The sequence below is a fragment of the Pelobium manganitolerans genome (assembly GCF_003609575.1).
Taxonomy (GTDB): domain Bacteria; phylum Bacteroidota; class Bacteroidia; order Sphingobacteriales; family Sphingobacteriaceae; genus Pseudopedobacter; species Pseudopedobacter manganitolerans.
Genome location: NZ_MBTA01000023.1, coordinates 194,741 through 220,479, shown reverse-complemented (window position 1 = coordinate 220,479; position 25,739 = coordinate 194,741). Strand labels below are relative to the sequence as shown.

Below are 25,739 nucleotides of genomic sequence, written 5' to 3'. Positions count from 1 at the left end.
AAAATAATCCTTACCCCTAAAAAACCAATTCTTGGATTACAATGCTGTTAGGTTTCCATAAGAGCGGATTAAAGTCCGATGCGTTTTTACCTTTCAAAAATGGGCCTTAAACCAAATCATATCAACCATCAGAAACAAAAAAACGGGCAAAAGCCCGTTCCATTATTATTTCAAAAAATCTGCGAAAGCTAATCCAAACTCACCATTGCTTTAATCACCCCTTTTTTTGGGTCGAGCCATGAGGCAAACTCATCTTTCACCTCTTCAAAAGCAACGCGGTGCGTAATGTAGGTTTGCGGATTTACCAAACCTTTCTGCATCGAATCAATGACGTGCTCAAAATCTACCGTGGTAGCATTGCGACTGCTCATCAAGGTAGTCTCGCGCTTGTGAAACTCCGGGTGATTAAAAGAAAAAGCTTCTTTTTGCAAACCGATGAGTACATAACGGCCGCCGTGCGCCAAATAATTTATTCCGTTATTGATGGCGCGTAAATTTCCGGTAGCATCAATCACAACCGTAGGCATATCTCTGCCGGTAATTTCCGCAAGTTGGGCCACAACATCTGCGTGTAACGCATTAACAGTTGCATGCACGCCTAGCTCTTTTTTGCAAAAGTCCAGGCGCATATCGTTAACGTCTAAAGCAATAACTTTAGCGCCGGCAATTTTAGCAAATTCCATGATTCCTAAGCCAATGGGCCCCGCACCTACCACCAGCACAAATTCGCCAGCCTGCACATTTGCCTGCCTAACCCCGTGGGCGCCAATAGCTAAAGGTTCTACTAAAGCCAATTCATCAAAACTTAAACCTTTGCCATGCAACAAATATTTAGACGGTACGCTAACATACTCTGCCATGCCGCCGTCCACATGCACACCAAACACCTTTATGTTAGCACAGCAATTGGGTTTGCCTTGGCGACAGGCGATGCAGTTTCCGCAAGAGAAATAAGGGATAAAAGTGACCGCCTCGCCTTTTTCAAAACCGGGCGCATTGTCAAAATCTACCAGCTCACCGGCTAATTCGTGACCTAAAATTCGCGGGTAGCTAAAGAAAGGTTGCGTACCTTCAAACGCATGCAAATCTGTACCGCAAATGCCAATTCTTTTTATTTTAACCAAGGCATGGTCTTTCTCGGCTTTTGGTTGTTCCATCTGCTGATACTCAAACTGGCCCGGGTTTTTACATACTAAAACTTTCATGATTTATAAATTGTAGAAGCCAACGGCGTTAGCTCCAAAAAACTGTGCTTTCTCGTTTTCAGAAAGCTTTTCTGTATAATTCTCAAGGATGTTTAAGGCTTTGGTATAACCGCCTGCCACGTTGCAAACCGGCCAATCGGATCCGTACATTAAGCGTTTTGTACCAAAGCTTTGAAAAATTACATCCAAATAAGGTTCAAAATCTTGAGGCTTCCATCCTTTAAAATCGGCTTCGGTAACCATTCCAGATACTTTACAAAAAACATTCTCGTGTTGCGCTATGGCGCGGATATCGGTATCCCAACCGTTCATTTTTTGGTTTTTGATTTCTGGTTTGGCAATATGGTCTATCACAAATTTTTGGTTCGGGAAAGCTTTCACCAATTCTTCAGAAAATTTTAATTGGTCGGGGAAAATGAGGATATCGTAAGTGAAACCATATTTTCCTAACAGCGATATGCCGTTTTTAAATGCCGGACGTAGCATGAAATCGCGCTGCGCTTCGCCCTGCAAAACGTGCCTAAAACCTTTTAATAAAGGCTCTTCGGCGTAGTACGCCAAGCGTTCTTCAATCGCATTGCTCTGCAAATCAACCCAACCCACTATGCCTTTAATAAACGGATGTTCTTTGGCAAAGCCGAGTAAAAAATCGTTTTGCGCTTCGCTTTGGTCGGCCTGCACGCTTACGCAGCCATCAAAACCATGTTCTTTTAAAACAGGTTCTAAATCTGACGGCAAAAAATCGCGTTTAATTTCTTGCATCTCATCGTTAATCCACGCGTCTCTTACCGGGTCAAAAATCCAAAAATGGTGGTGCGAATCAATCCTCATTTGCTATCCAATTTGATAATCCTTTTCCAACAAACCTTCTGCCTTTAGCTCGTCCCAAAAAGCATCGTCTATTTTTACATCTTCCAAACGCAAATTTTTAGCGGTGCGTTCTGGCGAGCTACTGCTTAAGGCAATACTATCTACACCTTTAGCGTGCAAACCGAAGTACACACAAGCTTGCGCCGGGCTGATGCTGTGTTTTTCGCAAATTTCATAAAAGCGATCTCGCCATTGGTAGGCCTCTTTGTCTTTCTCTCGGTCTAACAGCTGATAGTTAAAATAATCGCTTCCGGTTAAAAAGCCACCGTTAAATACCGCCGAGTTGATGATAAGCACGCCTTTAGCGCTTAAAGATTCCATAAAATCAATCAGCTCTTGTGGGTGACTGTATAAGGTTAGGCTGTTTGCAAACATCACCCAATCCAAATCCACATGCGAAGCAATTTCTTGGATGGCCTTCCAGTTTTTTGCGCCCACTCCTATAGCTTGCACTTTGCCCTCACTTTTAAGCTTTTGCAACGCTTTATAAGCCTCCAAAATATCATTGAACTTTTGCTTCCGCTCTTCCTCGGTTTTTGCGCTGGCCAAATATTCATCAGGGTCGTGCACAGAAACCCACTGCGGAATGTAACCGTTTAACAGCTCGTTACCTTGCTCAAAGCACTTTAAAATCCCATCGTAGCTAATGTCTTGGTAAGCATCAAACTCAATATCTTTCCAAACACCTTGCTCAAAAGTAGGTTCGGGCGTGGTTAAGGGTTTGCGCAACCAGCCCAGCTTGTTGCTAATGATCACCTCGTTTTGCTTAACACCTAAGTCTTTTAAGCATTTCCCCAAACTTTCCAGAGCTAAACCTGCGCCATACTTGCCTGCGGTGTCAAACACCGGAAAGTGCGGGTTTTCTTTTACCGCAGCCCTCACAATACCCAGCTTTTGCTGGTATGGCAAAGCCTGATATAAATTGCCCAAGTTGCTGGTTCCTAAAATAATTCTCGGGATTTTTAGCGCCGTATTCATCTGTTACGATTTGGTGTAAGCAACTGCTTTTTGTTTAGACGAGCCCAAACCATCAATACCCAATTCCATCTCATCACCTGCTTTTAAGTAAATTGGATTTGGACGCATGCCCATACCCACGCCTTGAGGTGTTCCGGTAGAAATAACATCGCCCGGCAACAGTGCCATAAATTGGCTCACGTAAGAAATCATGTGCGGAATGTCAAAAATAAAGTCGGCAGTTGAGCTGTCTTGCACGGTTTTGCCGTTTAACTTTAACCATAGGCGTAAATTGTGCGGGTCTTTTATCTCGTCTTTCGACGCCATAAAAGGACCTAAAGGTGCAAAGGTGTTACAGCCTTTTCCTTTATCCCATGTTCCGCCACGCTCTAGCTGGAAGGCGCGCTCAGAAACATCGTTATGCAAAACATAACCTGCCACGTAATCCATCGCATCTTTTTCTTCAACGTACGATGCGTATTTCCCGATTACTACAGCCAACTCTACTTCCCAATCCGTTTTTTCTGATCCTTTTGGAATAATCACATCATCATAAGGACCAGCCAAAGAAGTACTGGATTTCATAAAAATTACCGGTTCTGCCGGAATAGCGGCACCGGTTTCTTCTGCGTGGGCGCGATAGTTTAAACCTATACAAAGAATTTTTGAGGGACGTGCAACGGGGCTTCCCCAACGTTCGTCGGACGCAACTTCTTGCAGTTGGTTGTTTTTCACATAATCTTCTAATTTCTGAAGTCCGCCTTCTGCAAAAAATTCTTCGTTGTAATCTTTGGTAAAGCCCGAGGTATCAAAGCGCTTTCCGTCTATCAAAACGCCGGGTTTTTCGGCGCCAATGTTTCCGTATCTAATTAATTTCATTTGTTATTGCTTTTATTTTGTTATTTGTCCGAAGTCGGCGGTCAGTCGGCCGCGGTCTATGGTCTTAATTCTTGTGTCTTAAAATCTTGATTCTTGTTAATTGTTCAATTTTATAAAACCGCCGTCTATCGGGTAATCGCAACCGGTAATGAAGCCGGCTTCGTCCGAGCAAAGGTACAATGCCAAAGCCGCAACCTCTTCTGGTTTGCCCATACGGCCTATCGGCTGACTTCTAGAAAGTTTTTCGAAAATTTCTTCTTGGTTATCGGGATAATTTTTAGCGATAAAACCATCTACAAAAGGGGTGTGAATGCGCGCCGGCGAAATGCTATTGCTGCGGATGTTATCTGCCATATAATCTCGCGCAACAGACATGCTCATGGCATAAATAGCGCCTTTGCTCATCGAGTAGGCAAAACGATCGGCAATACCAACGACAGACGCAATGGATGCGGTGTTTAAAATTGCCCCGCCCCCGTTTTGTTTCATTATTGGTAGTACGGCATAAAAGCAGTTATATGCGCCTTTCACGTTCACTTGGTAAACGCGGTCAAAATCTGCTTCCTCGGTAGTGTCGGCTTTGCCAATATGCGCAATACCCGCATTGTTTACCAAAATATCTATTTTGCCAATCTCGTTAAAAACCCGCTTCACCTGTTGTTGATTAGCTACATCGCAACTGTGTGCAAAAGCCTCTCCGTAAGCGCTAATTTCCTTTACGGTTTCATCTGCGGAAGCTGTATTTAACTCGATAATATGCACGGTTGCGCCCTGTTTGGCAAATAACAGCGAAATGGCCTTGCCAATACCGCTGCCACCCCCTGTAATTACTGCCGATTTTCCTTTTAAACTAAACATTGTTTTTTATTGTACCGTTAATTTTGAAACGCTTAAACCATCCGCATCCGGCGTCGAAATTTTAAGCGTGTACGTTCCTGCGTTAATCATACTGCCGGTGGTGGTGGTAAAATAGCTCCATTTCCCCTCTAAAGAGGGCGAAAGCGAGGCTACTTCCTCTTTCATCAGCGTACCATCTGCCGAAAATAGTTGCAGTTTAACTTTTATATCTGCGCTTGCGCTGTTAATGTACCTCAAAGTTAAGGAGTAAACATCTGCTACGCCGGTGTCAAAAGTCCAGCTTAACCAAGCTTTACTGCGGTCTGTAAAAGTTAAAGTTTCGTATTTTAAACGCGTTTCCAGTTTCAAACTTGCATCATACTTAGCAACTTCCGGTTTGTAATCTTTAGATGGCTTTAAATCATACGCGGGCTCTAATTTCGAGATTGGGAGCGCGAATAACAAATAATCATCGCTAAAAAGCGGATAATTTACGCTTTGCGCCTGCGCGTATCTTTTGCGGTAAAGCTGGTAAATGGTACCGCCGTTTTCATCGGTTTGTAAAGTGCTATTGGTGTCCTCAAAATCTTTTGGGGTTTTGGCTTTCGCCGATGACTTGAGCGCTAAATAAACGTCGGCGCCTTCATTTAACACGAAAGATTGCACCGGCGTTGATTGTTTGGCCTGCAAAAATGTGGCACCAAAAAGTTTAGGGGCTAAGGCACTAAATAAAATTTGTTGATCGGTGTAAACCTGTGCGCCTAAATCTAACCATTGCGCATTTTTAAATTTATCAGATGCTTGCACTACTGCTTTTGATGCCGGTGCCGCTTTCGTATTCGGATTTAAGCTTGCAATGGCAATGGCAGAAATTAAAGCTTGGCCAGCTTTTGCCTGCGGAAAATGAAGCTTTAATAAACCGTTTTCCACCTTAACCTTAATGCTTTTCTTTAACGCGGCATCGTGCCCTGCTTCTTGCCAAATGTCCAAATCTTTCAAGTAAATGCTGTCATTTACGGCAACGTTCATCAATCTTGCACCGGCGTGGCTGTTTAAGTCGCCACCGCCAATCCACGGCTCAATAAAGAACAAATCTACCAAGTACTCGCCATTTGCAACAGGAAACTCATACTTCAGCTCGTCTCGTCCGTAACGGAAAGTTTGGAACAAAGGCCAATCACGGGTGTTTTTAATAGGGTCAAAAACCCGGCGCTGACTGGCAAAATAAGCCGGCATATCTTTATAGTTGGCCGTCCATGATGTTGAACCCCAAGTATCGTCACTTTTGCGGTTAACGTCTGCATGCCATAACTGCCCAAACTTATCCGTATAATCGCCACCTCCACAGTTTACGCGGTACAAATAATTAAAATTGGCTTCGGCTTTTAGGTAATTTTTGTCGTTTTGCATCGCCGTAAAATTTGGCGATTGCGGTAAATGCTGCAACACAACTGTGTCTTTAAGCACGGCTTTGCCATTTACATAACCTATGGCATAAAGCACATTGTATTTTATATCCACTTTATCCCAAGTGAAGTGCGTGCCCAGTTTACCGCGTTTTTGTTTACCTAAAGAAGTTCCATCTATATCGTTAAAAAGCTCCACCTCATCGCAATTTGAATAAACCACAATACCATCTTTTAAGCCGGGTTTTAACCAACGGTTTGGCCAAGTATGCGATGCAATGTAAAGCATAGGCTGGGTTTTGGGCGCAAAGTTAGATTTGTACATGTAATACACGTCCGTTGGTTCGCCCCAAGAGGTAAACAAACCCTTATAGTTTACAGGGCCAATGGCGTCCAACTCGCGGTAACCTTCGCCCCCTTGTACACGGCCGGGGTTATCGTGCGAATTGTACAACCAAAAATAATGGCCGCTTACCTCGTTTTTCACCGAATCTGCCAAACGCACTTTTTGCTCCATCAACTGGCACATGCGGTCTTCGCTGTAAATGCCGTTTTGGTCATAAGCGCCTTCGGTATGTAAATCTAAAGTGCGCCAAGCGCCATATTCGCCCACTAAAACCTGGCGTTTTAAATCTTCACCATAAGTTGCAGGGTTGCCGCCGTAAGTGCCCGTCCAGTTTTGTGGCACGTCCCAATCTGTCCCTTCGCCACCATTACAGGTAGTCACCAAACGCTGCGTTGATGCCGTAGGATCCATTTCGCGGATAATCTGCGTACATTCTTCGGCAAATTCTTTGGGCACACGGCTTTCGTTTTGCAAACCCCACATCACAACCGCCGGGTTACTGCGGCGTTCTTTTACCCAATCGCGCAAGAGCGATTTAAAATTGGCTTTAAACTCGGGATTATCAAACCAGATATGCGCCGAAAACTGTGTCCACCATAAAATGCCCTTTTCCTCCATCAAATTGCCGTAAAGCAAATTATGCGGCTGATGTGCATCGCGAAAAGCGTTAAAACCGGCTTGTTGTAACAGCGCAATACGCGATTTTATTTCCTCTGGCGTAAAGGCATGGCTGTAGCCGATGGCATGTTCATATTCTGCAATGCCATTAATAAATACCGGTTTCCCGTTTAAGAAAAAACGCTTGTCTTTGGCTGTTGCCGATTTTGGCCAGCTTACCCACCTGATACCATAGTTTAAAGTATCGGTATCTATAATTTTGCGACCCGAGCGGACGTTGGTGACTATTTTATAGAGGTACGGATTTTCTAAATCCCACAGCTGTACATTGTTCAAGTTCTCGAAGCTTTGTTTCAGCGTTTTACTTTGCCCCGCTTTTAGCGATACTTTTTGTCGAACAGATTTCATTAGACGGCCATCGCGCGTTAGAAACTGCTGTTCCAGCGTAAAGCTTCCGGCTTTGTTTTGGTAGTTTTTTATTTCGGCCGAAAGGTGTACGGTGCTGTTGCTTTTATTAACGGTAGTATCGTTCCATGCGTGCACGCCGAAAGGCTCTACCTTAACCGGGTTGCTGATGATTAGAGTTACCGGACGGAAAATACCCAAAGGTTGCGAACCTTCCGAGAAGCCGCGCTCATCAGAGCAACCGCCGCAAACCCAGGGCAAGTCTCTAATTTCTGCCGGATGCGCTGCATAAACGGCTAAAACGTTCTCGCGCCCGTCGCGGTAAATGGCTTCGCTGGCGTTTAAGGTAAAAGTGGTTCTGCCACCGGCATGCTTGCCAATTTGTTTGCCGTTTAGCCACACAGTGGCATAAGAACCTACACCCTCAAAAAACAGAAACAGTTTTTTATCGGCACCAGCTTTTACCTTAAACTTTTTGCGGTACCAAGCATTGCTGTGCAAATTACCATGTACCAAACGGCGGTAACCGCCGTAGCTGTCCCAATTATGCGGAACATCCGTTTTCTTCCACTGGCTGTCATTATAAGTAGCAGAACTTTGTTGCTTGGTAACTACCGTGTTTTCAGAATCCAAGGCCGTTCGCCAATTTTGGTTAAGACTAATGTATTGCCTTGTTTGCGTATATCCCGTGAAGGTTAAAGCACAGAAAATAACGAACAGGCCAAATTTTATTCTCATGTTATTATTGTAATTGCGCGCCAAAACGGTAAGTTTTGCCGGCTTTTGCAGTAAATGTTTTGTTTGTTCCTTGATAGTTGATGCGGCAGGTTTGCGTAATTTTTGATTTAACCGTCAAACTTGCCAACTCTCCGTTTTCCCAGCTGATATCCACAGTATAACCACCCCTAGCTTTTAATCCGCGCATTTCGCCATTTAGCAATGCGCTTGGCAATGCCGGCAAAATATCCAAACTTCCGTTTTGGCTTTGCAAAACCATTTCGGCTAAACCTGCGGCACCGCCAAAATTACCATCAATTTGGAAAGGAGGATGCGCATCAAACATATTGCGGTAAACACCACCTTTTTCTTTTTCATTTTCGCCTTCGGCAGGAGTCAGCAATTTGTCCATCATCAACAAGGCATGGTCGCCATCGCGGAAACGCGCCCACAAATTCACCTTCCAGGCAATGCTCCAGCCGGTGCCGTCATCGCCACGGTAAATTAAAGATTGCTTGGCCGCATCCATCATTTTGGGGTTTTGGATGTAGTTAATATCATTGCCCGGATAAACGCCCCACAAGTGCGAAACGTGGCGGTGCGTGTTTGTGGTATCGTCAATATCTTGCAACCACTCTTGCAACTGCCTGTGTTTGCCAACTTGGTTAGGCGCAATCTGCGGGATAAGCTTGCGCAAACTATCGGCGAAAGCTTTATCCCGACCTAAAATTTCGCTGGCTTTTACGCAACGTTCAAATAAGCTACGGATAATTTGATGGTCCATCGTAGGCCCAGCCACTAAACCTCCATTCTCGGGCGAGTTAGATGGCGAGCTAATTAACCAGCCCGTTTTTTCGTCTTTAACTAAATTGTATTGATAAAAAGCCGCAGCGCTTTTCATTAGCGGATATGCCGTATTACGTAAAAACTCTAGATTTTGGGTAAACAGGTAATGCTCCCATAAATGTTGCACCAACCAGCCCGATCCGCCTTGCCAAATACCGTGGTTAGAATTGTTAATGGGCGCCGTGGCACGCCAAATATCCGTATTATGATGCTCTACCCATCCCGGCGCGCCGTAATGAACTTTGGCGGTTTTTGCGCCGGACACCGCTAAGTCTTTAACCAAAGAAAATAAAGGTTCTGCACAATCGCCCAAGCCCAACAAATCTGCCGGCCAATAATTCATCTCCAAGTTAATATTGGTGGTATATTTACTGCCCCAAGGCGGCGTTAGTAAATTGTTCCAGATGCCTTGCAAATTAGCCGCCTGCGTGCCCGGACGAGAGGACGAAATCATTAGGTAACGCGCATATTGCATATACAAGGCTAACAATGCCGGATCTTTTTGATGGCTATAATTTTGGATCCGCTGGTCTGTGGGCAAACTGCTGTTATCCGCTCCTAGATTTACAAAAAAACGATTGAAATAGCTTTGATACTCTTTAATATGTGCCTTTTCAACCGCTTTAAACGATTTATTTTTCACATTGGCCAACTGCGCAGCAGTAATTTCTTTTGCGTTTGCAGAAACATCCTGATAATTTTTAAAGTTACTTGCGCCCACTAAATAAAGTGTTGCACTATTGGCATTGCTCACCTCAATATCATGCGCATGAATGGTGATTTTTCCTTTTGGCGCATGTATATAAAGCTGGCAAAACCCATAAACTGCACCGTCTTTTACCTGCACCTTCAGCGCCAAAGTATGCGCATCAATTTGCATAAATTGTTGTGCTTTGTGTGCACTGCCCAGCACGGCTTTAAATGAAATGCTTTGTCTTTTATCCGCACTTAAATGGATAGCCAAAACTTGATCTGCCGCGCTTACCAAATATTTACGCTGGTAGTTTACCCCATCTTGCTGGTAACTTACAGATGCAATGGCTTTCGAGATATCTAAGTCTCTGTAGTAATTGCTTGGCGCCGATTTCCCTTTCGCAAATTGCAGGTATAAATCGCCGAAAGGCTGATAGCTTGCTTGGTACTGCGGGTAAGCAGGCGGATCTTCATCCTGAATTTTATAGGCCCATTGTGGCGCAATGGCAATTCCGCTCTCTGGCTTCGCATCTTCTGGGTAAATCACAAAAATACGGTCGTCGCCTTTGGTCCCGGCAAAACCGCCTTTATCAAAGTAGTTGATTACCTGGATGGCGATGGCGTTTTTCCCAGGCTTTAACACATCGGCAGGTATCTCGTAATGCCTTTTTTTGCTGATGCCTTCATCATTCCCAATCAGCTTTCCGTTAACGTAAGTATAATCTTCGTCACGGATTTTTCCCAAATCCATGTACAGCTTTTTGCCTTTCCAAGCTTCGGGCAGGTCAAAACTATTGCGGAACCAAACAGCACCGTCAACGCCTTCTAAACCCTCTGTCTCGAAACCGTTTAGCGTTGGTACGGTCATTTTTTGCCAACCCGCAATGTCCAAATCTGCATCGGCCAAAGCTTCGTTAGCACGTATCTTTTTTAACCAATTTGCCCGCAATTTCACATACTCCAACTCATCATGGTCTTTTAAACCCATAAAATGGGTCATCCCAATTTTTTCGGCTTCTTTCTGTTTTCCTTCGTTTAACAAGGTGCGGATTTGTTGCAGATATTTTACGGCGCCGGGGTGCGAGTAATCTCGCGGGCGACCGGTCCAGATGGTTTCTTCGTTAAATTGGATGTGATCTGTTTCTACACCACCGTAAACCATTGCGCCTAAACGGCCGTTGCCCAATGGCAAAGCGTCTGTCCAAGCTTTGGCTTCTTGTGTGTACCATAAGCGGTTTTGGGCGTAAGCACCGTTACAAATCGTAATAAAAAGAAACAGAATAAGTTTTTTCATCCTAAATAAATACTTTTATATGAGTAAGGAATAAGGAGTAAGGATTAAAGACGGAATGATTAACTAAGCATTTTATAGGAGTAAGGATTAAAGACGGGACGAAACTAACACCTGACCACTTTATAAGAGTAAGGACTAAAGACGAACGGGCCTAACACCGAACCAACTAACCCCGAACCACCTAACACCCAACCTCGGACCACCTAATCAAAAACCAATTTTTCCTTTACCTCCGAACTTTTAATTACAGGGTTTTTTAAAGCTTTAAAGTTGTTATTTTTTATAGTAAAGTTGGACGATTTGCTACCGCTGATGCTTACAAAATTAGGTGAACCCGCTTTTGGCCAGCTGTTGTGAATAAATACGTTCGAGGTGTTTTTTAACGAAATAACCGGACTATCTGCCAATGGTTTGTTGGTTTTAAAACCGTTTAGCTCCAAATTAGTAACGTTATCTGTCTTTAAAGCGCTGCCGTTTTTTGCGTTTACCGTAACTTGGTGAAACTCGATATTGCTAGCGTTTAGCAGGTTAAAACCTTCTTTAGCATCCATTTGGATATCGTTAAATGTAATCTGATCCACCGGCAACTCCTCAATACCTACAATTTTACCGGCAACATTAATATCCACCCCCGTGATATTGCTGAAATGAATGTTGCGAAAAATAGGCGTACGCTCAGAAACGGGTTCAACCTCGGTTTTAGCATATTGCATGTTTAAAACAATAGCTTCATCCTGAATGTTTTTCATGATGATATTGCTTACGCGGATATCTTCAACCACGCCTCCCCTGCCCCGCGCAGATTTAATGCGGATGCCACGATCGGTACCGTCAAACACACAGTTAGAAATCACAATCTTTTTTACCCCGCCAGACATTTCACTGCCTATCACTACGCCACCATGGCCCGAAAGCATGGTGGTATTGGTGATGGTATAATTTTCTGCCGGAACATTCATACGGCGACCGTCGCGGTCTTTGCCAGATTTAATAGTGATACAGTCATCGCCTACGCTAATGTGGCAATCTGAAATATGCACGTATCTGCACGACTCGGGATTAATTCCATCTGTATTTGGTGACGGCGGATTTTCTATGGTTACCCCCTGCACCGTTACATTTTCGCAGAATTGCGGATTAACGGTCCAAAAAGGCGAGTTAATTATTTTGATGCCTTGGATCAGCACGTTTTTGCAGAACATAAACTGTATAAAAGGCGGACGTAAAAAACCACGTTCTATCCAGCCTTTCAAATCTGGAGCAATCACGTTTTTGTTGTTCTGCTTAAAAATTTCCATGTATTTGGTGGGTTGCACATTGGCAAAATTCTCTGACGTTGCCCACCACTTTTTTCCGTTTCCGTTAATTAAACCACGCCCGGTTATCGAAATGTTTTCGGCCTCATAAGCATAAAAAAGCGGAGAAAAGTTGTTGACCATGGTACCTTCCCAACGGCTAGGAACCGCAGGTAAGTAATGGTCAAAATTATCGCTGAAGTGCAGTTCGGCACCGGCGTCTATTAAAATATTAATGTTGCTTTTTAAATGTATGGGGCCGGTTAAGTATTTTCCGGGGCCAAAATAAATGGTTCCGCCGCCAACTTTAACCGCAGCCGCAATGGCTTTTTGTATGGCTACAGTAGCTAAAGTGCTGCTATCCGCCTTTGCCCCGTAATCTTGCACGTTAAAGTATTTTTGCGCACTGGCTTTGTTTGCTAACATTAAAAAGAAAGCTAAGCATAGGCTTAAGTTTCTCGCAGTTTTTAAAGTGGGTTTCATCAATTAGAGAGACTTTTTTATACTTTTTAGTTTATTGCTTTTGTGAATGCGTTTGCCATCTTGGAAAACCAAGAAACCTTTACCTTTTCCGTACTTTTTACCGTTTTTATCCCAAATAATGGTGAAAGTTTTTCCGTGATATTGTACACCGTCTAGGCAAAACCAATCCCACTTATTTTGTGGCACTAAAGGTTGTATCAATAGGGTATCGTCAATTTGCGGTTTTAAACCGATTAAATCGCTAATTACCAGATCCACGTAGCTGGAATGATGGTAAAAACGGCTTCTGGCGCTTTTGTTTCCTTTTAACCACTGTCCGGTTTTTTCGTCCTGATATTCGCCAATGTAGGTGTTGCCTTGTTTAACGTGCGCCATTGCGTATTTGTGCAGTTCTTTGTAAAAAACATCGGCGCTCATGGCATCATGATTTTTATAGTTGTTGATGTAATTGCTTAAAGCAGTTAAAGTTTGCGTGGTAGCATAAGGCCAAATGGCGCCGTCCCACTCGCAACCATGCCCACTGCCATGTGTACGGAAACCGGGATGCCTTCTTTCTGCCGTGGTTAAGCCCCAAGGTGCGCAAAAACCAGCCGTATCTACCAACTGGTGCCAAGCCACTTCGTATTTTTTATCATCAGCAGGCAAATTAAAATACCAAGGGATAAAACCGATGGCTTCGCGCGCTTGCGCAAAACCGCCTTTTTCTTTTACTACCTCAAAAAAACCCGATTCGCTGTTCCAAAGTTTGGTTTCTACAATATTTTTTAAAGCTTCTGCTTTTAGCTGATATTTTGCCTTTAGGCTATCAACCCCAGCCAAACCCGCCATAATACTCATTGCTTTTGCACTGCCGTACATGTAGCTGTTGATGGTGGGGCGAACGTTTTTTTCTCTACGGCCACCACTTATAGATTCCTCCATGGCATCCCTTACATCATACTGCCAAAAAGTTTGATCGGGGTTTTGGCGTTCATCTTCCCATTGGTGATAATCTTTATTTAATGCCTGCAAATTGCGCTTTACAAAATCAAGCTGATGATCTACCTTGTAAATATCTAGAAAAGACCAAGCCAGCCAGTTACTAAAATTGTGCAAATGCGGTTTTGCCTCGTTCGCATCCACATTGAGCCAAAAATTAGCGTATTGCTTTACAATTTCCTGGTTGTAAAACCAACGTGCCTCATTCAGTTGCAAGCCAACCGCGCTGCTAATGGCGTTATACTTTCCGCCGTGCTTCATTGGCGTCAAAAACTCGGTAAAAACGTAACCATCCGGTGTTTGTTTAAGATGCTTGCGCATGGTCCACCAGCGGTAGTAATATATTTTTTTAATGGCCGAGTCCGGACAATCAAAAAGCGGAATCTGTTTAGACAAAAACTCGTATGTTTTTTCGTTAGAGATGGCATTTACCACATCTTCCGAATCCAGCGAATTAAAGTAGCTGATGTCGGGTTTCATCAGCTCGGGTTTTAAAACAATTCTTTTTTCTTGGGCTTTAGTAGGTGCAACCAAAAGAAAGGAGGCTAAAAATAAGCCTGCAACAGCATTACGTATCATGTTTTATTCTTCAAATAACCAGTCAATATCTTGTCCGCTCCCATCAAAACCTGCGTTATGGATGCGCAGTGGCTCGTCGTCGTTAATCACACCTAAAACCAACGCTGCGCCTTTGCCTAGGCTTAATGTGTTTTTTCCTTTCGGGAAGCTGAAAGTATGAATATTTAACAATCGCCCGTTTGATGTTTTAATGGCATTCGCAATTTTTATCTCGGCCTGCCCGTAATCATTAGCACTTGCATCTATCTCTAAAACCGGAGGCAGTAAATCTCCGCTTTTCGGTTCTTTATAGTAGGCTACCAAAACCTTCACAGGTTTATCGTTCTCAAAACTAAGCTTTGTACCGTACATCACCTGATCCGATTTGCCCAATTGCACCGCTTTTAAACCTTGTAATTCGGGCGCAACGTTTTGTAAAGTAACGCTTTCGCCTTTCCTTGGTTTAGCACCTTCTGTTACGGTATAAAAACTGATATTTTTATCTACAAACTTTACGTTTGCATTTTTAAGCGGTATCGTTTTCACGATATCTCCGCCTTTGGTTTGTTGGCGCAACTGCGCAATGTGCTTTTTAAAATCAGCCAGTTCCTTTTGGTAAACCGGCAACATTTCTGTCCAGTGGATAAAAGTGGCATCTACTCCGCGCATCGGGATTTTGCGCTGTTTAGTTTGCATACTATTGGCATACAGGTAATGATCTTTGGTTAAATCTGTAAGTACTTGCCAGTTTTTTACGCTCTGCGCTAACATAGGTACGGCAGCTTCCAAATCATCGATATTACTGCTGTATTTAAACTTTAATACCTGCGTAGCCGCTTTTATTTTGTTGGCGTAAAACTTTGCCATAGCATCATAGCAGTAGATATCATTTTTCAGCCTTTCAAATTCCTTTTTATTGGCCGTTACGCCGTCTGTAGCTTCGTCAATCGCTTTTACCGCCAGCCTGGCGTGTTCTACAACTTCATTAGCTACCTGTATCGGGGTTTCGCCAATGTGGGCTTGGTTTTCGGCTTCTTTTTTAGCGTACTCAATAATCATTTCGCCCTCGGGCGCTTCAGACTCGTACAGCAAGGTAAATAGGCCGTAACGGAAAGGATTAATGAGCTGGGTCATCAACATGCCCAAAGTTAGGGTTTGCCTGTTACCGTCTGTGATACCCACACGGCGGAGCAGCTTAGGCGAAATTTCACCGCTTTCTTCATAGGCTGTTAAAATATTTTCAGAAGCTTTTTGGTTTGCACCAAAGGTTTGGCCGAGCAATTTTCCCCAGTACAAATTTTCTTCAGATTTAGTCCTATCGGCTTTCCAAGCGTAACGCGCCCAAGCCTTGTACCACATCCAATCGCGGTCTATCTGCAACAAACGCGGGTCGGCTTTGTCTGCGGTATATGGCCAATCCCAATAAGAAGCTTGCGGATATAAATGCAAACCATTGGCATGGTAAACCGAGTGCATGGCCTTTACAGATTTCTGAATAAAATCTGGGGAGCTGTAGCGGAAAGGTTCTAGGTTGGCCAAAATATGCACGTTTTCAATTTGCACCGTACCAATGGCGCTCAACTCGCGGTGCAACTCGGCCCATTTGCCTCGCGGTGTGTACGTAGTGAGCGCCTCGCCATTGTACTTAGCCATGGTGTACAAATTTTTGTAAATAGGCAAGGCCGCTTTCATTACAGCCGGTGCGTCTGTATCGTGCGCACGCAACACGATAGGCGGCTCGTTGGTTTTGCCAATAGTGGCTAAACCGTCTTTAACGCCGGGTAATATGGTTTGGGTAAACCAATCGATGTCCATTTGGCCAACGCCTTCCATAGCTTCACCCAATGTCACCAGTAAACCAACATTAGGATATTTAGCTACAAAGGCCGCTATTGCTTTCCGAGTATAATCGGCAATAACGGGCACAATTGGTCTGTTCCGATCCTGTGTTTTCAAAGCCCTTTTTTCCGCGAAGGGCTTTGGCACAATGATGTTATAAAACATCTGGATTACCCAAATTCCTCGTTTATCAGCCTCTTTGGTGATAAACTCATAAATTTCTTCGTTCTTTTTAAAAGTAGCCTCATCAACCTCCAGCGCTTCCGGATAGTCTTTAAGCTTTACCAATGAAGAGAAAGGATGGCCGTTCCATAGATATAGCGAATTGTAACGGTTCTCCACCATCATATCTAAATACTTTACCCACAAAGCTTTATCGTAAAGCCAGGGAAAACTTTCTGGCGTGTACGGATATTCATAAATCTCGTGTCCCGGCAATATCGTTGGCTTTTGAATGCCTATGCAGGTGCCTCGCAAAACCATTTCGGGCTGGTCGCTAATATTTAATTGCTCCGGAATTTTTCCCGAGCCTTTTACGCGTTCTGCTAAATCTAAACATGCGTAAAGCAGGCCACTGTCATCACGGCCACTTATTTCCACACTGTTGCCATTTCTGATGATACGGAAACCTTCTTTAGCTAATGTATTATCGTAATTTTTGTTGATGTTAATGCTAAGGCTGCCTTTGCCCGCTTTTTTTGTCTGGAGCTGATAATTGTTGGCACGCAAGGTGGCAGAAAGTTTTTCAACGCCATACAACACACGTTCGCTAGCATTTGCCGGAGCACTTAATCTAATCTCTTTCAAATTTTGTGCGCTCGAAACTAAAGCACCTAGCAAAAAGGTAATAGTTATTAAAAGGCAAAAAATTTGTCTCGGTTTCATCATCATACTAAGGAGGTTTAATTACTTAGATTTGTTTTTTTATTTAGGCGTTTATGATAAATACCCAAATATAGATAAATTTATCTGTGAAAACTGTATTCAAATATAAAAAAATTACAATATTTGTGTGACAGGCGATTTCCTTTTAGCTTGCCTAAAAACAACAAAGGGAAAGCGAACGAAAATGGTCAATAAACCTAATTTAATGTATTACTTTAATCCGTTTAGAGCAGTTGCTCTTTTTAGTTTTTTGTTATTAATAGTTTCTGATGCTTTAGCGCAAGTGAAAATGCCGTCTATTTTTACGGATGGCATGGTTTTGCAGCAACAGGCCAAAGTACCCCTGTGGGGATGGGCCGGCAAAGGAAAAAACGTATCGGTAAAATGCTCTTGGAACGGCGAAAACTATCAGGCGAAAGCCGACAAAGACGGAAAATGGAAAGTGTTTGTGAACACACCCAAGGCAGGCGGTCCCTACTCAATAAAAATAAGTGACGGCCAAACCCTAACGCTTAATGATGTTTTGATTGGGGAAGTTTGGATTTTAGGTGGCCAATCTAATATGGAGATGCCGATGAAGGGCTTCCGTTCGCAACCGGTTTACGGCTCAAACGATGCTATTTTGCATTCTAAAAACCCTAACATCCGCTTGTACGTTGTGCCACGCGCACGCGAATTTGAGGCTAAAGAAAACAGTAAACCCTCTGTTTGGAAACACGCAGAACCCGAAGCAGTAGCTAATTTTAGCGCTACCGGATATTATTTTGGCCGTTTACTGCAAGATTTGTTACAAGTGCCTATCGGCTTAATTAACGTAAATTACGGCGGTTCTACCGCAGAAGCTTGGATGAGCCGCGAAGAGTTGGCGGCCTTCGCCGATATCAAATTACCCGAGCAAAAAGATGCCGCTAAGGTTGATAACCGTACCCCAACCGCGCTATACAATGGCATGTTGCACCCTATCATTGGTTACGGCATAAAAGGAGCTGTTTTTTACCAAGGAGAATCTAATTATGACCGGCCAGACCAATACCAAAAACTTTTCCCCGCTTTGGTAAAAGAGTGGCGCAGCGAGTGGAAACAGGGAGATTTTCCCTTTTACTATGTACAAATTGCGCCTTACAATTATGCACAGTTGCCACCCTACCAGTCGGGCGGAAAATTCAATTCGGCCTACCTGCGCGATGCGCAACGGAAAGCTTTAGATGCCATTCCAAACGCTGGGATGGTGAGCTTATTGGATATAGGCGACGAAAAAAGCATCCACCCGATGCATAAAAAACCTGTTGGCGAGCGTTTAGCCCTGTTGGCTTTGGGCAAAACATACGGCATGAAAGGTTTTGGCTACGAGTCGCCTTTGCTAGATACCATGGAAGTGACTGGCAGCATTGCTAAAATTAAATTTAAAAACGTGCACAATGGTTTAAGCACTTTTGGGCACGATTTGGTGAATTTTGAAATCTGTGGTAAAGACCGCTGGTTTTATCCGGCCAAAGCCGAAATAGACGGAAACGAGGTGCTGGTTTCGTCGCCTAAAGTGAAAGAACCCGTAGCCGTACGTTACGCGTTTAAAGATTTTGTGGTTGGCGAGCTGTTTAGCACAGAAAGACTTCCGGTTTCTTCTTTCCGTACAGATGATTTTTAACATGAGGATACCATTTATTTTTATTTTTTGTCTGCTTTTTAGCGCCGGAAAAGCGCAGGAATTTGCTATTTCTAACTATGATGTGCTGTGGAACAGCCAAAGTAAAAACTCGTCGGAATCTATGCCGGTAGGCGGCGGCGACATCGGTTTAAACGTGTGGGTAGAAGACGGAGATTTGCTGTTTTATATATCTCGCAGCGGACTTTTTGACGAAAACAATACCCTGTTAAAAGTTGGACGCGTGCGTTTGCGCTTTCCTCAAAACAAGTTAAAAGAAGGCTTTAAACAACGGTTAAATTTGGCCGATGGCGCTTGCCACATCTCGGGTGCGCAAAGCGGTTTGCAATCCGACGTTCGCATTTGGGTAGATGTGCATAAAGCAGTAATACATATTGATATAGACCACTCTAAAGCCACAAACGCACAACTTTTCTTTGAACACTGGCGCTTTGAAGACCGCGCAACCAAAAAAAAGGAGAACAACCAAAACTCATGGAAATGGGCACCACAAGGCGATGTAAAAACCTATGCAGACGAGGTAGGTTTTGAAAACGGGAGCCTTTATTTTTATCATCAAAACAAAAAACAAACGGTTTTTGATGTAGTGGTTAAACAACAAGGGCTAGAAAGTATAAAAGACAGCCTTTTTAACCCATTAGATGGGCGTATTTTTGGAGGCTTTTTGTACGCAAAGGGCTTTGTGAATGCAGGAATTGAAGAAGGAAACTACATTAACACACCTTTTAAAGCTTATGAGCTTAAAACTGCTAAGCCGTCTAAACGTCAGCAGGTGCTTATTGCTTTGCAAACCGGGCAGCATTTAAGCCCAGAAAAACTGAAGAGCGAGACACAGAAATTGGCGCTGAACAGTGCTTCATCGGCAAAAAAAGATTTTAAAAACAACCAGAGATGGTGGGCAAGTTTTTGGAACAAAAGCTATATCCAAATCCCAAAAACAGCCGACACTACGGCTTATCAGGTGGCGCGCAACTATAATTTGTACCGCTATATGTTGGCTTGCAATGCCTACGGCGACTACCCTACTAAGTTTAACGGCGGTCTATTTACCTTTGACCCGGTTTTTACAGATTCAACCGCCACGTTTACACCAGATTTTAGAAACTGGGGAGGCGGCACGCATACTGCGCAAAACCAACGCTTGGTTTATTGGCCCATGTTAAAAGCAGGCGACGCCGATTTAATGAAACCTCAGTTTGATTTTTACCAGAGTATTTTGGGCAATGCCGAGTGGCGGAGCAAATTTTATTGGGGCCACAATGGCGCCAGTTTTACAGAGCAAATTGAAAACTTTGGTTTGCCAAACCCTGCCGAGTACGGCTGGAAACGCCCCGAGAGCTACGACAAAGGCATGGAATACAATGCTTGGTTGGAGTATGAGTGGGATACCGTGCTGGAGTTTTGCCAAATGATTTTAGATGCTAGAGATTATCAAAACTTTGATGTAAAGCCTTACTTACCATTAATCAAAAGTAGCTTGCGTTTTTTTGACGAACATTATCAGTATTTGGCAAAAAAACGTGGTTCAAAGGCGTTAACTGCTGATGGTAAATTGGTGATATACCCCGGCTCGGCTGCCGAAACCTACAAAATGACTTATAACGCCAGCTCTACTGTTGCAGCGCTGAAAACCGTTCTGCAAAATTTTCTTCAACTACCTAACGAGTTGTTAAATGCAGATGAAAAAGCGCAGTGGCAAGGAATGCTAACGCGCATCCCAGAAATTAGCTACCGCGATATTGATGGCAAAACGACCATTTCGCCGGCTACGGTATGGGAGCGAATTAATAATGTAGAAACGCCTCAGCTTTATCCTGTTTTTCCGTGGAAAATATTCGGTTTACAAAAACCGGGCTTAGATACCGCAATTAACACCTATAAATTTGACCCGGATGCTTTGCGTTTCCGCGATAGCAAAGGCTGGAAACAAGATAATATTTGGGCTGCACGTTTGGGCTTAACAGACGAGGCCGTGAAATACACTTTTGCCAAACTTAAAAATTCGGAAAGAAGATTTCCGGCATTTTGGGGACCGGGATTTGACTGGACACCAGACCATAACTGGGGAGGCTCCGGCATGATAGGCTTGCAAGAGATGTTGCTGCAAGACGTGGATGACAAAATTTTACTGTTTCCGGCTTGGCCAAAGGATATTGACGTACGTTTTAAATTACATGCCCCACAACAAACCGTAGTAGAGGCAGAAGTAAAAAACGGAAAGGCAAACATCATCAACGTTTGGCCAGAAAGCCGACGAAAAGACATCATCATCAAATAAAATGGAAAGAATTTTTGCTGAATACCTGATCGAAACGCCTTACGAGGTTGAAAAAGCCACAGCCGTTTTGGCCGGTGAACAATCATCCGGAACATTTGTAGCCGTACCCGGCGAAACAGATGAGTTAAAACAGCGTTTTGCCGCACGGGTAGAAAATATTGAATTGCTGGATTTAAAGGACGAACCATCCATCCCCGGAACTGCTATTGCGGGCAAAAAATATCAGCAAGCAAAAGTTAAGGTAAGCTGGTCTATAGAGAATTTTGGTTATAATCTACCCGTACTGGTAAGCACCTTGCAAGGAAATTTGTACGAAATTACTCAGTTTACAGGTTTAAAACTGTTGGATTTTGAGGTGCCAGATTCTTACCAAAAACATTTCTCGGGACCAAAGTTTGGAATCAAAGGTTCTAAAGCCTCCACAGGTGTTGCAGGCCGGCCAATGATTGGAACTATTATTAAACCCAGCGTTGGGCTGAGCCCGCAAGACACTGCGGCATTAGTGAAAACGCTATTAAACGCAGGCATCGATTTTATTAAGGACGATGAGCTGATGGGCTCTACCGCTAATTCTTTGTTTGACGACCGCGTAAAAGCGATTATGCCCGAAATTAGAAAGCACGAAGATAAAACCGGTAAAAAAGCAATGTATGCATTTAACATCAGCGACGAGCTGGATGAAATGCAACGCAAATACGATTTAATTTTGAGCGAAAAAGGTTCCTGCGCAATGATCAGCATCAATAGCGTGGGCTTAAGCGCTACCAAAAAGATTTGCGACAAAGGAGCTTTGGCTATTCATGCGCACAGAAACGGCTGGGGAATGCTGAATCGGCATCCGCTGCTGGGCATCGAGTTTCCGGCCTATCAAAAAATTTGGCGTTTGGCCGGCGTGGACCAGCTCCATGTAAACGGCATCCAAAATAAATTTTGGGAGTCTGACGATTCTGTGGTGCGGTCTATCCAATCGTGCTTAAAACCATTTTTAAACTTGAAGCCTTTGCTTCCTGTGGTTTCGTCTGGCCAATGGGGCGGACAAGCTTTTGAAACCTACCGCCGCACCCAAACCACCGATTTGCTTTACATGGCCGGTGGCGGAATTTTAGCGCACCCTATGGGCGCTAAAGCTGGCGTTATCGCTTTACATCAAGCTTGGGACAGTGCGGTAAAGGGTTTAAGTTTAGAAGAAACAGCCAGCTTACATCCAGAATTTATGGCATCAGTAAAAAAATTTGGCAAATAAATGGAAAATAAACGTCTGCTTTTGGCTTATTACGGTGATGATTTCACAGGCTCGACAGATGCTCTGGAATTTTTGACCTTGGCAGGCGTAAAAACCATGCTTTTTTTACGCGCGCCAACTGCCGAAGATTTAGATAAACATCCCAGCTTGCAAGCTATTGGCGTAGCCGGAACCAGTCGGTCTTTATCTCCGGAAGAAATGGAAACACAGCTGAAGCCGGTTTTACAGAAATTGCAGGCGTTAAATCCGGCTCAGTTGCATTATAAAGTTTGCTCTACCTTTGACTCTGCGCCACACGTTGGCAATATTGGCAAAGCGATAGAAATTGGAAGTACCGTTTGTGGCCAAGCGCAGACCTTTGTAATCCCTGCAGCACCGCATTTGGGAAGGTACTGTGTTTTTGGGAATTTATTTGCCAAAATGGGTACCAGCGGTGACGGAGAAATTTACCGCTTAGACAGGCATCCGTCCATGCAAAAACATCCGGTAACGCCCGCATCAGAAAGTGATCTTCGCCAACATCTGCAACAGCAAACACCTTTAAAAATTGGTTTGGTTGATTTAACAAAGGTTGAAAAAGGCCTGCAAAGCATCACGAAAACGGTAGAGGAAAATAAGGACCAGCAAATTTTATTTTTTGATGCTTTTAACGCCGCGCATCTGGCAAACATCGGCGAGTATCTACATCAGCAAGAACAACCTGATAAAACCCTTTTCACAGTAGGTTCTTCGGGCGTTGAAGTGGCATTAGGTGAAGCTTGGTCAACAAAATCCATCACCAAAAAAACATCATTTGCTACTAAAGTGCAAGGGGCAAAACCGCTTTTGGTTATTTCTGGAAGTTGCTCGCCTATTACCGCAGGGCAAATCAAATTCGCTATGCAGCAGGGTTTTGCCGAAGTAGCTTTACCTAGTGATATTTTAGATAAAAATCATCAAGACGAGTTTATCCTAAAAATTACGCGTGAAGTAGTTCATCAGCTTAAAGCGAATAAAGACACCATTATACATACCAGCTTAGGGCCAGATGATCCCCGAATAAAGGCAACAGAGGCTTTACTGGCAAAAAGCGGTGTCGCAAGCAAAAACATCCAAAAAGAAAGCAGCAAGCGCTTGGGTAAAGTCTTAGGTCAAATTATCCAAGCTGTGCTAAAAGAAGTAAGCCTAAAGCGAATTTTATTTGCAGGTGGCGATACCAGCAGTTACGCCGCTTCTGAACTGGGCATCTATGCCTTAGAAATGCTAACGCCAATAGCGCCCGGTGCGCCTTTGTGCAGGGCTGTAGCGGAAAACTCGCTGATAAATGGCTTAGAACTGAATTTTAAAGGCGGGCAAGTTGGTGCGCCCGATTACTTTATAAACGTATTAAACGGAGAAAAAACGAAATGAAAACATTAGGATTTGTACACACATCCGCAACTTTAGTCCCTCTTTTTCAGGACTTAGCCAAAACGCATTTAGCGGGTGTAGAAACTTTTAACATTGTTGACGACAGCTTGATAAAAGACGTCATCAAAAAAGGAAAGTTGATGCCCAACACGGCTGCGCGCGTTGTAAAACACATACAGGCAGCAGAAGAGGCTGGCGCTGATGCCATTTTGGTGACCTGCTCGTCCATTGGCCGTGCCATTGAAACTGCAGCTACTTTATGTACAGTGCCCGTTATCAGGGTGGACCAAGCCATGGCTGATGAAGCGGTGCAAATGGGAGAAAATATAGGTGTAATTGCCACTTTGCCCACCACCTTGGAACCTACCTCGGATCTGGTAAAACGCCGAGCCGAAAAAGCTGGAAAAGACGTTAACATTATCTCGAAACTTTGTGAAGGTGCATTTGAAGCTTTAATGAGCGGAGACGCGGCAAAACACGATGAAATGGTGGCCAGCGTTTTAAAAGAGTTGATGGAAACCGTAGACGTCATTTTGTTGGCACAAGCCTCTATGGCGCGCGTAGTGGACGGCTTAAGCGCAGATGAAAAACGGGTGCCGATATTGGCCAGTCCGCCTATAGCGATGGCCGCACTTGCAAAAACATTTTTGAACCAAAAGTGATTGTAAACTCCGCTTAATAGTGGAAGCCTCTGGGGAGAGGGCAAAAACGATCACATAAACCATTTTAAACCAAATGATACGTAAAATCTTTTTATGGGCTTCGCTCCTATTCTTTTTGACCAGCACTTTTGGCTACTTCCAAGAAATTGAGACGCTTTGGAAAAGCAGTTTGATAGGCGCTTTTTGTGCGCTAGCCATTGGTGTGGGCAGCATTAAGTTGTTGAGCAACTACCAATATACCTTTTGGATTTTAGCGGCCGTTGCTGCAGGTTTAATTTATCCGCAGACGTTTTTGCACGTGGGCAGTTTAGATTTACGCAACAAAGGGCTCATCCTGGGGATCATACAGTTGGTGATGTTTGGCATGGGCACACAAATGAGCGTCAGAGATTTTACCGGCATCCGCCACTCGGGCCGCGGAGTGTTGGTTGGGCTCATAGGCCATTTTACCATTATGCCAATTATGGGTTTTTTGATTGCCAGCACCTTCCATTTTGAGCCTGAAATTGCCGCTGGGATTATATTAATTGGCTCCTGTAGCAGTGGCCTGGCCTCAAACGTGATGACTTACATTGCCAAAGGCGATTTAGTGCTCTCTGTTACGGTTACCGCTATATCAACCATTGCCGCACCTATTATGACACCGTTTTTAATGAAATTATTTGCAGGTACTTTGGTAGAAGTAAAGTTTTTTAACATGATGATGGAAATCATCAAAATTGTATTGATTCCGTTAACAGCCGCTATGGTGCATGATGTTTTAAAAACCGGTTCGGCAAAAACCAAGAAAAACATTTTTATTACCGCGTTTATAGCCCTATTGTGGTTGCTGATTTCTTTTACTGTTGGCAAAAATATGTTTAGCGCCCCAACGGGAAACGCTACGGTTTTAATAGAAGTTTTCGATTTTTTATGCGGAGCCATTTTGGTAGGATGTGCGTATAACTGGCTGTACAAGCGCTACCAAAAAATAGATGCGCTAATGCCTTATTTCTCTATGTTTGGCATTATTTATTTCACCCTAGTAACCACCGCTGCTGGCAGAGACAACTTGCTGGAGATTGGCTTTCTGCTATTTTTTGCCTCGGTTTTACACAATGGTGCCGGCTATTTCTTTGGCTATTGGCTAAGCAGATGGAGCGGGCTCGACAAAAACCGCAGTCGCACCATAGCTTTTGAAGTAGGTTTGCAAAACGGCGGTATGGCATCTGGTTTAGCCGGCGCTATGGGCAAACTGGCTACCGTAGGTTTAGCTTCGGCTGTTTTTAGTCCGTGGATGAACGTTTCAGGATCTTTACTGGCTAATTTCTGGCGTAAAAGGAACGAGAGAGAAGAGAGAAGCGAAGTGGCGAAGACGGGGGATGAAGTGGTGGTGGGTTAGTAGGTTTAAAAA

16 protein-coding genes are annotated in these 25,739 nt (G+C 43.8%); 6 read left to right on the top strand and 10 right to left on the bottom strand.

The window, feature by feature from the left end; genetic code table 11:
• Positions 1–188: 188 nt before the first annotated feature.
• The 10 genes from BCY91_RS09560 to BCY91_RS09515 form a co-directional block, all read right to left on the bottom strand.
• Positions 189–1,205, bottom strand: coding sequence for a zinc-binding alcohol dehydrogenase family protein (locus tag BCY91_RS09560; protein WP_120181722.1), 1,017 nt, complete (start codon positions 1,203–1,205; stop codon positions 189–191).
• Between the two features lie 3 nt (positions 1,206–1,208).
• Complete coding sequence (locus tag BCY91_RS09555) at positions 1,209–2,036, bottom strand: amidohydrolase family protein (RefSeq protein WP_120181721.1); 828 nt, start codon at positions 2,034–2,036, stop codon at positions 1,209–1,211.
• Between the two features lie 3 nt (positions 2,037–2,039).
• The gene (locus tag BCY91_RS09550; protein ID WP_120181720.1) at positions 2,040–3,053 is read right to left on the bottom strand and encodes an aldo/keto reductase; all 1,014 of its coding nucleotides are present in this window, start codon (positions 3,051–3,053) and stop codon (positions 2,040–2,042) included.
• A gap of 3 nt (positions 3,054–3,056) precedes the next feature.
• The gene (locus BCY91_RS09545; protein WP_120181719.1) at positions 3,057–3,911 is read right to left on the bottom strand and encodes a fumarylacetoacetate hydrolase family protein; all 855 of its coding nucleotides are present in this window, start codon (positions 3,909–3,911) and stop codon (positions 3,057–3,059) included.
• Between the two features lie 96 nt (positions 3,912–4,007).
• A complete protein-coding gene (locus tag BCY91_RS09540) occupies positions 4,008–4,769 on the bottom strand; it encodes an SDR family NAD(P)-dependent oxidoreductase (RefSeq protein WP_120181718.1) in 762 nt (253 codons plus the stop codon).
• A 6-nt stretch (positions 4,770–4,775) separates the two neighbouring features.
• A complete protein-coding gene (locus tag BCY91_RS09535; protein WP_120181717.1) occupies positions 4,776–8,261 on the bottom strand; it encodes a malectin domain-containing carbohydrate-binding protein in 3,486 nt (1,161 codons plus the stop codon).
• Positions 8,262–8,265: 4 nt separating this feature from the next.
• Positions 8,266–11,073: a glycoside hydrolase family 95 protein gene (locus BCY91_RS17600; protein WP_182995347.1), complete on the bottom strand. Its 2,808-nt coding sequence runs from the start codon at positions 11,071–11,073 to the stop codon at positions 8,266–8,268.
• A 203-nt stretch (positions 11,074–11,276) separates the two neighbouring features.
• Entirely contained in the window at positions 11,277–12,794 is a 1,518-nt protein-coding gene (locus tag BCY91_RS09525; protein WP_120181716.1) for a glycoside hydrolase family 28 protein, read from the bottom strand.
• A 60-nt stretch (positions 12,795–12,854) separates the two neighbouring features.
• The gene (locus BCY91_RS09520) at positions 12,855–14,408 is read right to left on the bottom strand and encodes an MGH1-like glycoside hydrolase domain-containing protein (protein WP_120181715.1); all 1,554 of its coding nucleotides are present in this window, start codon (positions 14,406–14,408) and stop codon (positions 12,855–12,857) included.
• Between the two features lie 3 nt (positions 14,409–14,411).
• The gene (locus tag BCY91_RS09515) at positions 14,412–17,033 is read right to left on the bottom strand and encodes an alpha-d-galacturonidase (RefSeq protein ID WP_245989052.1); all 2,622 of its coding nucleotides are present in this window, start codon (positions 17,031–17,033) and stop codon (positions 14,412–14,414) included.
• 283 nt (positions 17,034–17,316) lie between these two features.
• Here BCY91_RS09515 and BCY91_RS09510 point away from each other — a divergent pair, with 283 nt between their 5' ends.
• The 6 genes from BCY91_RS09510 (at position 17,317) to BCY91_RS09485 (ending at position 25,727) form a co-directional block, all read left to right on the top strand.
• Positions 17,317–18,756, top strand: a complete 1,440-nt coding sequence (locus tag BCY91_RS09510) for a sialate O-acetylesterase (protein WP_120181865.1) — start codon at positions 17,317–17,319, stop codon at positions 18,754–18,756.
• Between the two features lies 1 nt (position 18,757).
• On the top strand, positions 18,758–21,052 hold the full coding sequence (locus BCY91_RS09505) for a DUF5703 domain-containing protein (RefSeq protein ID WP_120181864.1): 2,295 nt from the start codon (positions 18,758–18,760) through the stop codon (positions 21,050–21,052).
• A 1-nt stretch (position 21,053) separates the two neighbouring features.
• Positions 21,054–22,295, top strand: a complete 1,242-nt coding sequence (locus tag BCY91_RS09500; protein ID WP_120181713.1) for a ribulose-bisphosphate carboxylase large subunit family protein — start codon at positions 21,054–21,056, stop codon at positions 22,293–22,295.
• Positions 22,296–23,684, top strand: coding sequence for a four-carbon acid sugar kinase family protein (locus BCY91_RS09495; RefSeq protein ID WP_120181712.1), 1,389 nt, complete (start codon positions 22,296–22,298; stop codon positions 23,682–23,684).
• The gene (locus BCY91_RS09490) at positions 23,681–24,346 is read left to right on the top strand and encodes an aspartate/glutamate racemase family protein (protein WP_120181711.1); all 666 of its coding nucleotides are present in this window, start codon (positions 23,681–23,683) and stop codon (positions 24,344–24,346) included. Before BCY91_RS09495 ends, BCY91_RS09490 begins: the two co-directional genes overlap by 4 nt.
• A 73-nt stretch (positions 24,347–24,419) precedes the next feature.
• Positions 24,420–25,727, top strand: a complete 1,308-nt coding sequence (locus BCY91_RS09485) for a bile acid:sodium symporter family protein (protein WP_120181710.1) — start codon at positions 24,420–24,422, stop codon at positions 25,725–25,727.
• The last annotated feature ends 12 nt before the right edge of the window (positions 25,728–25,739 follow it).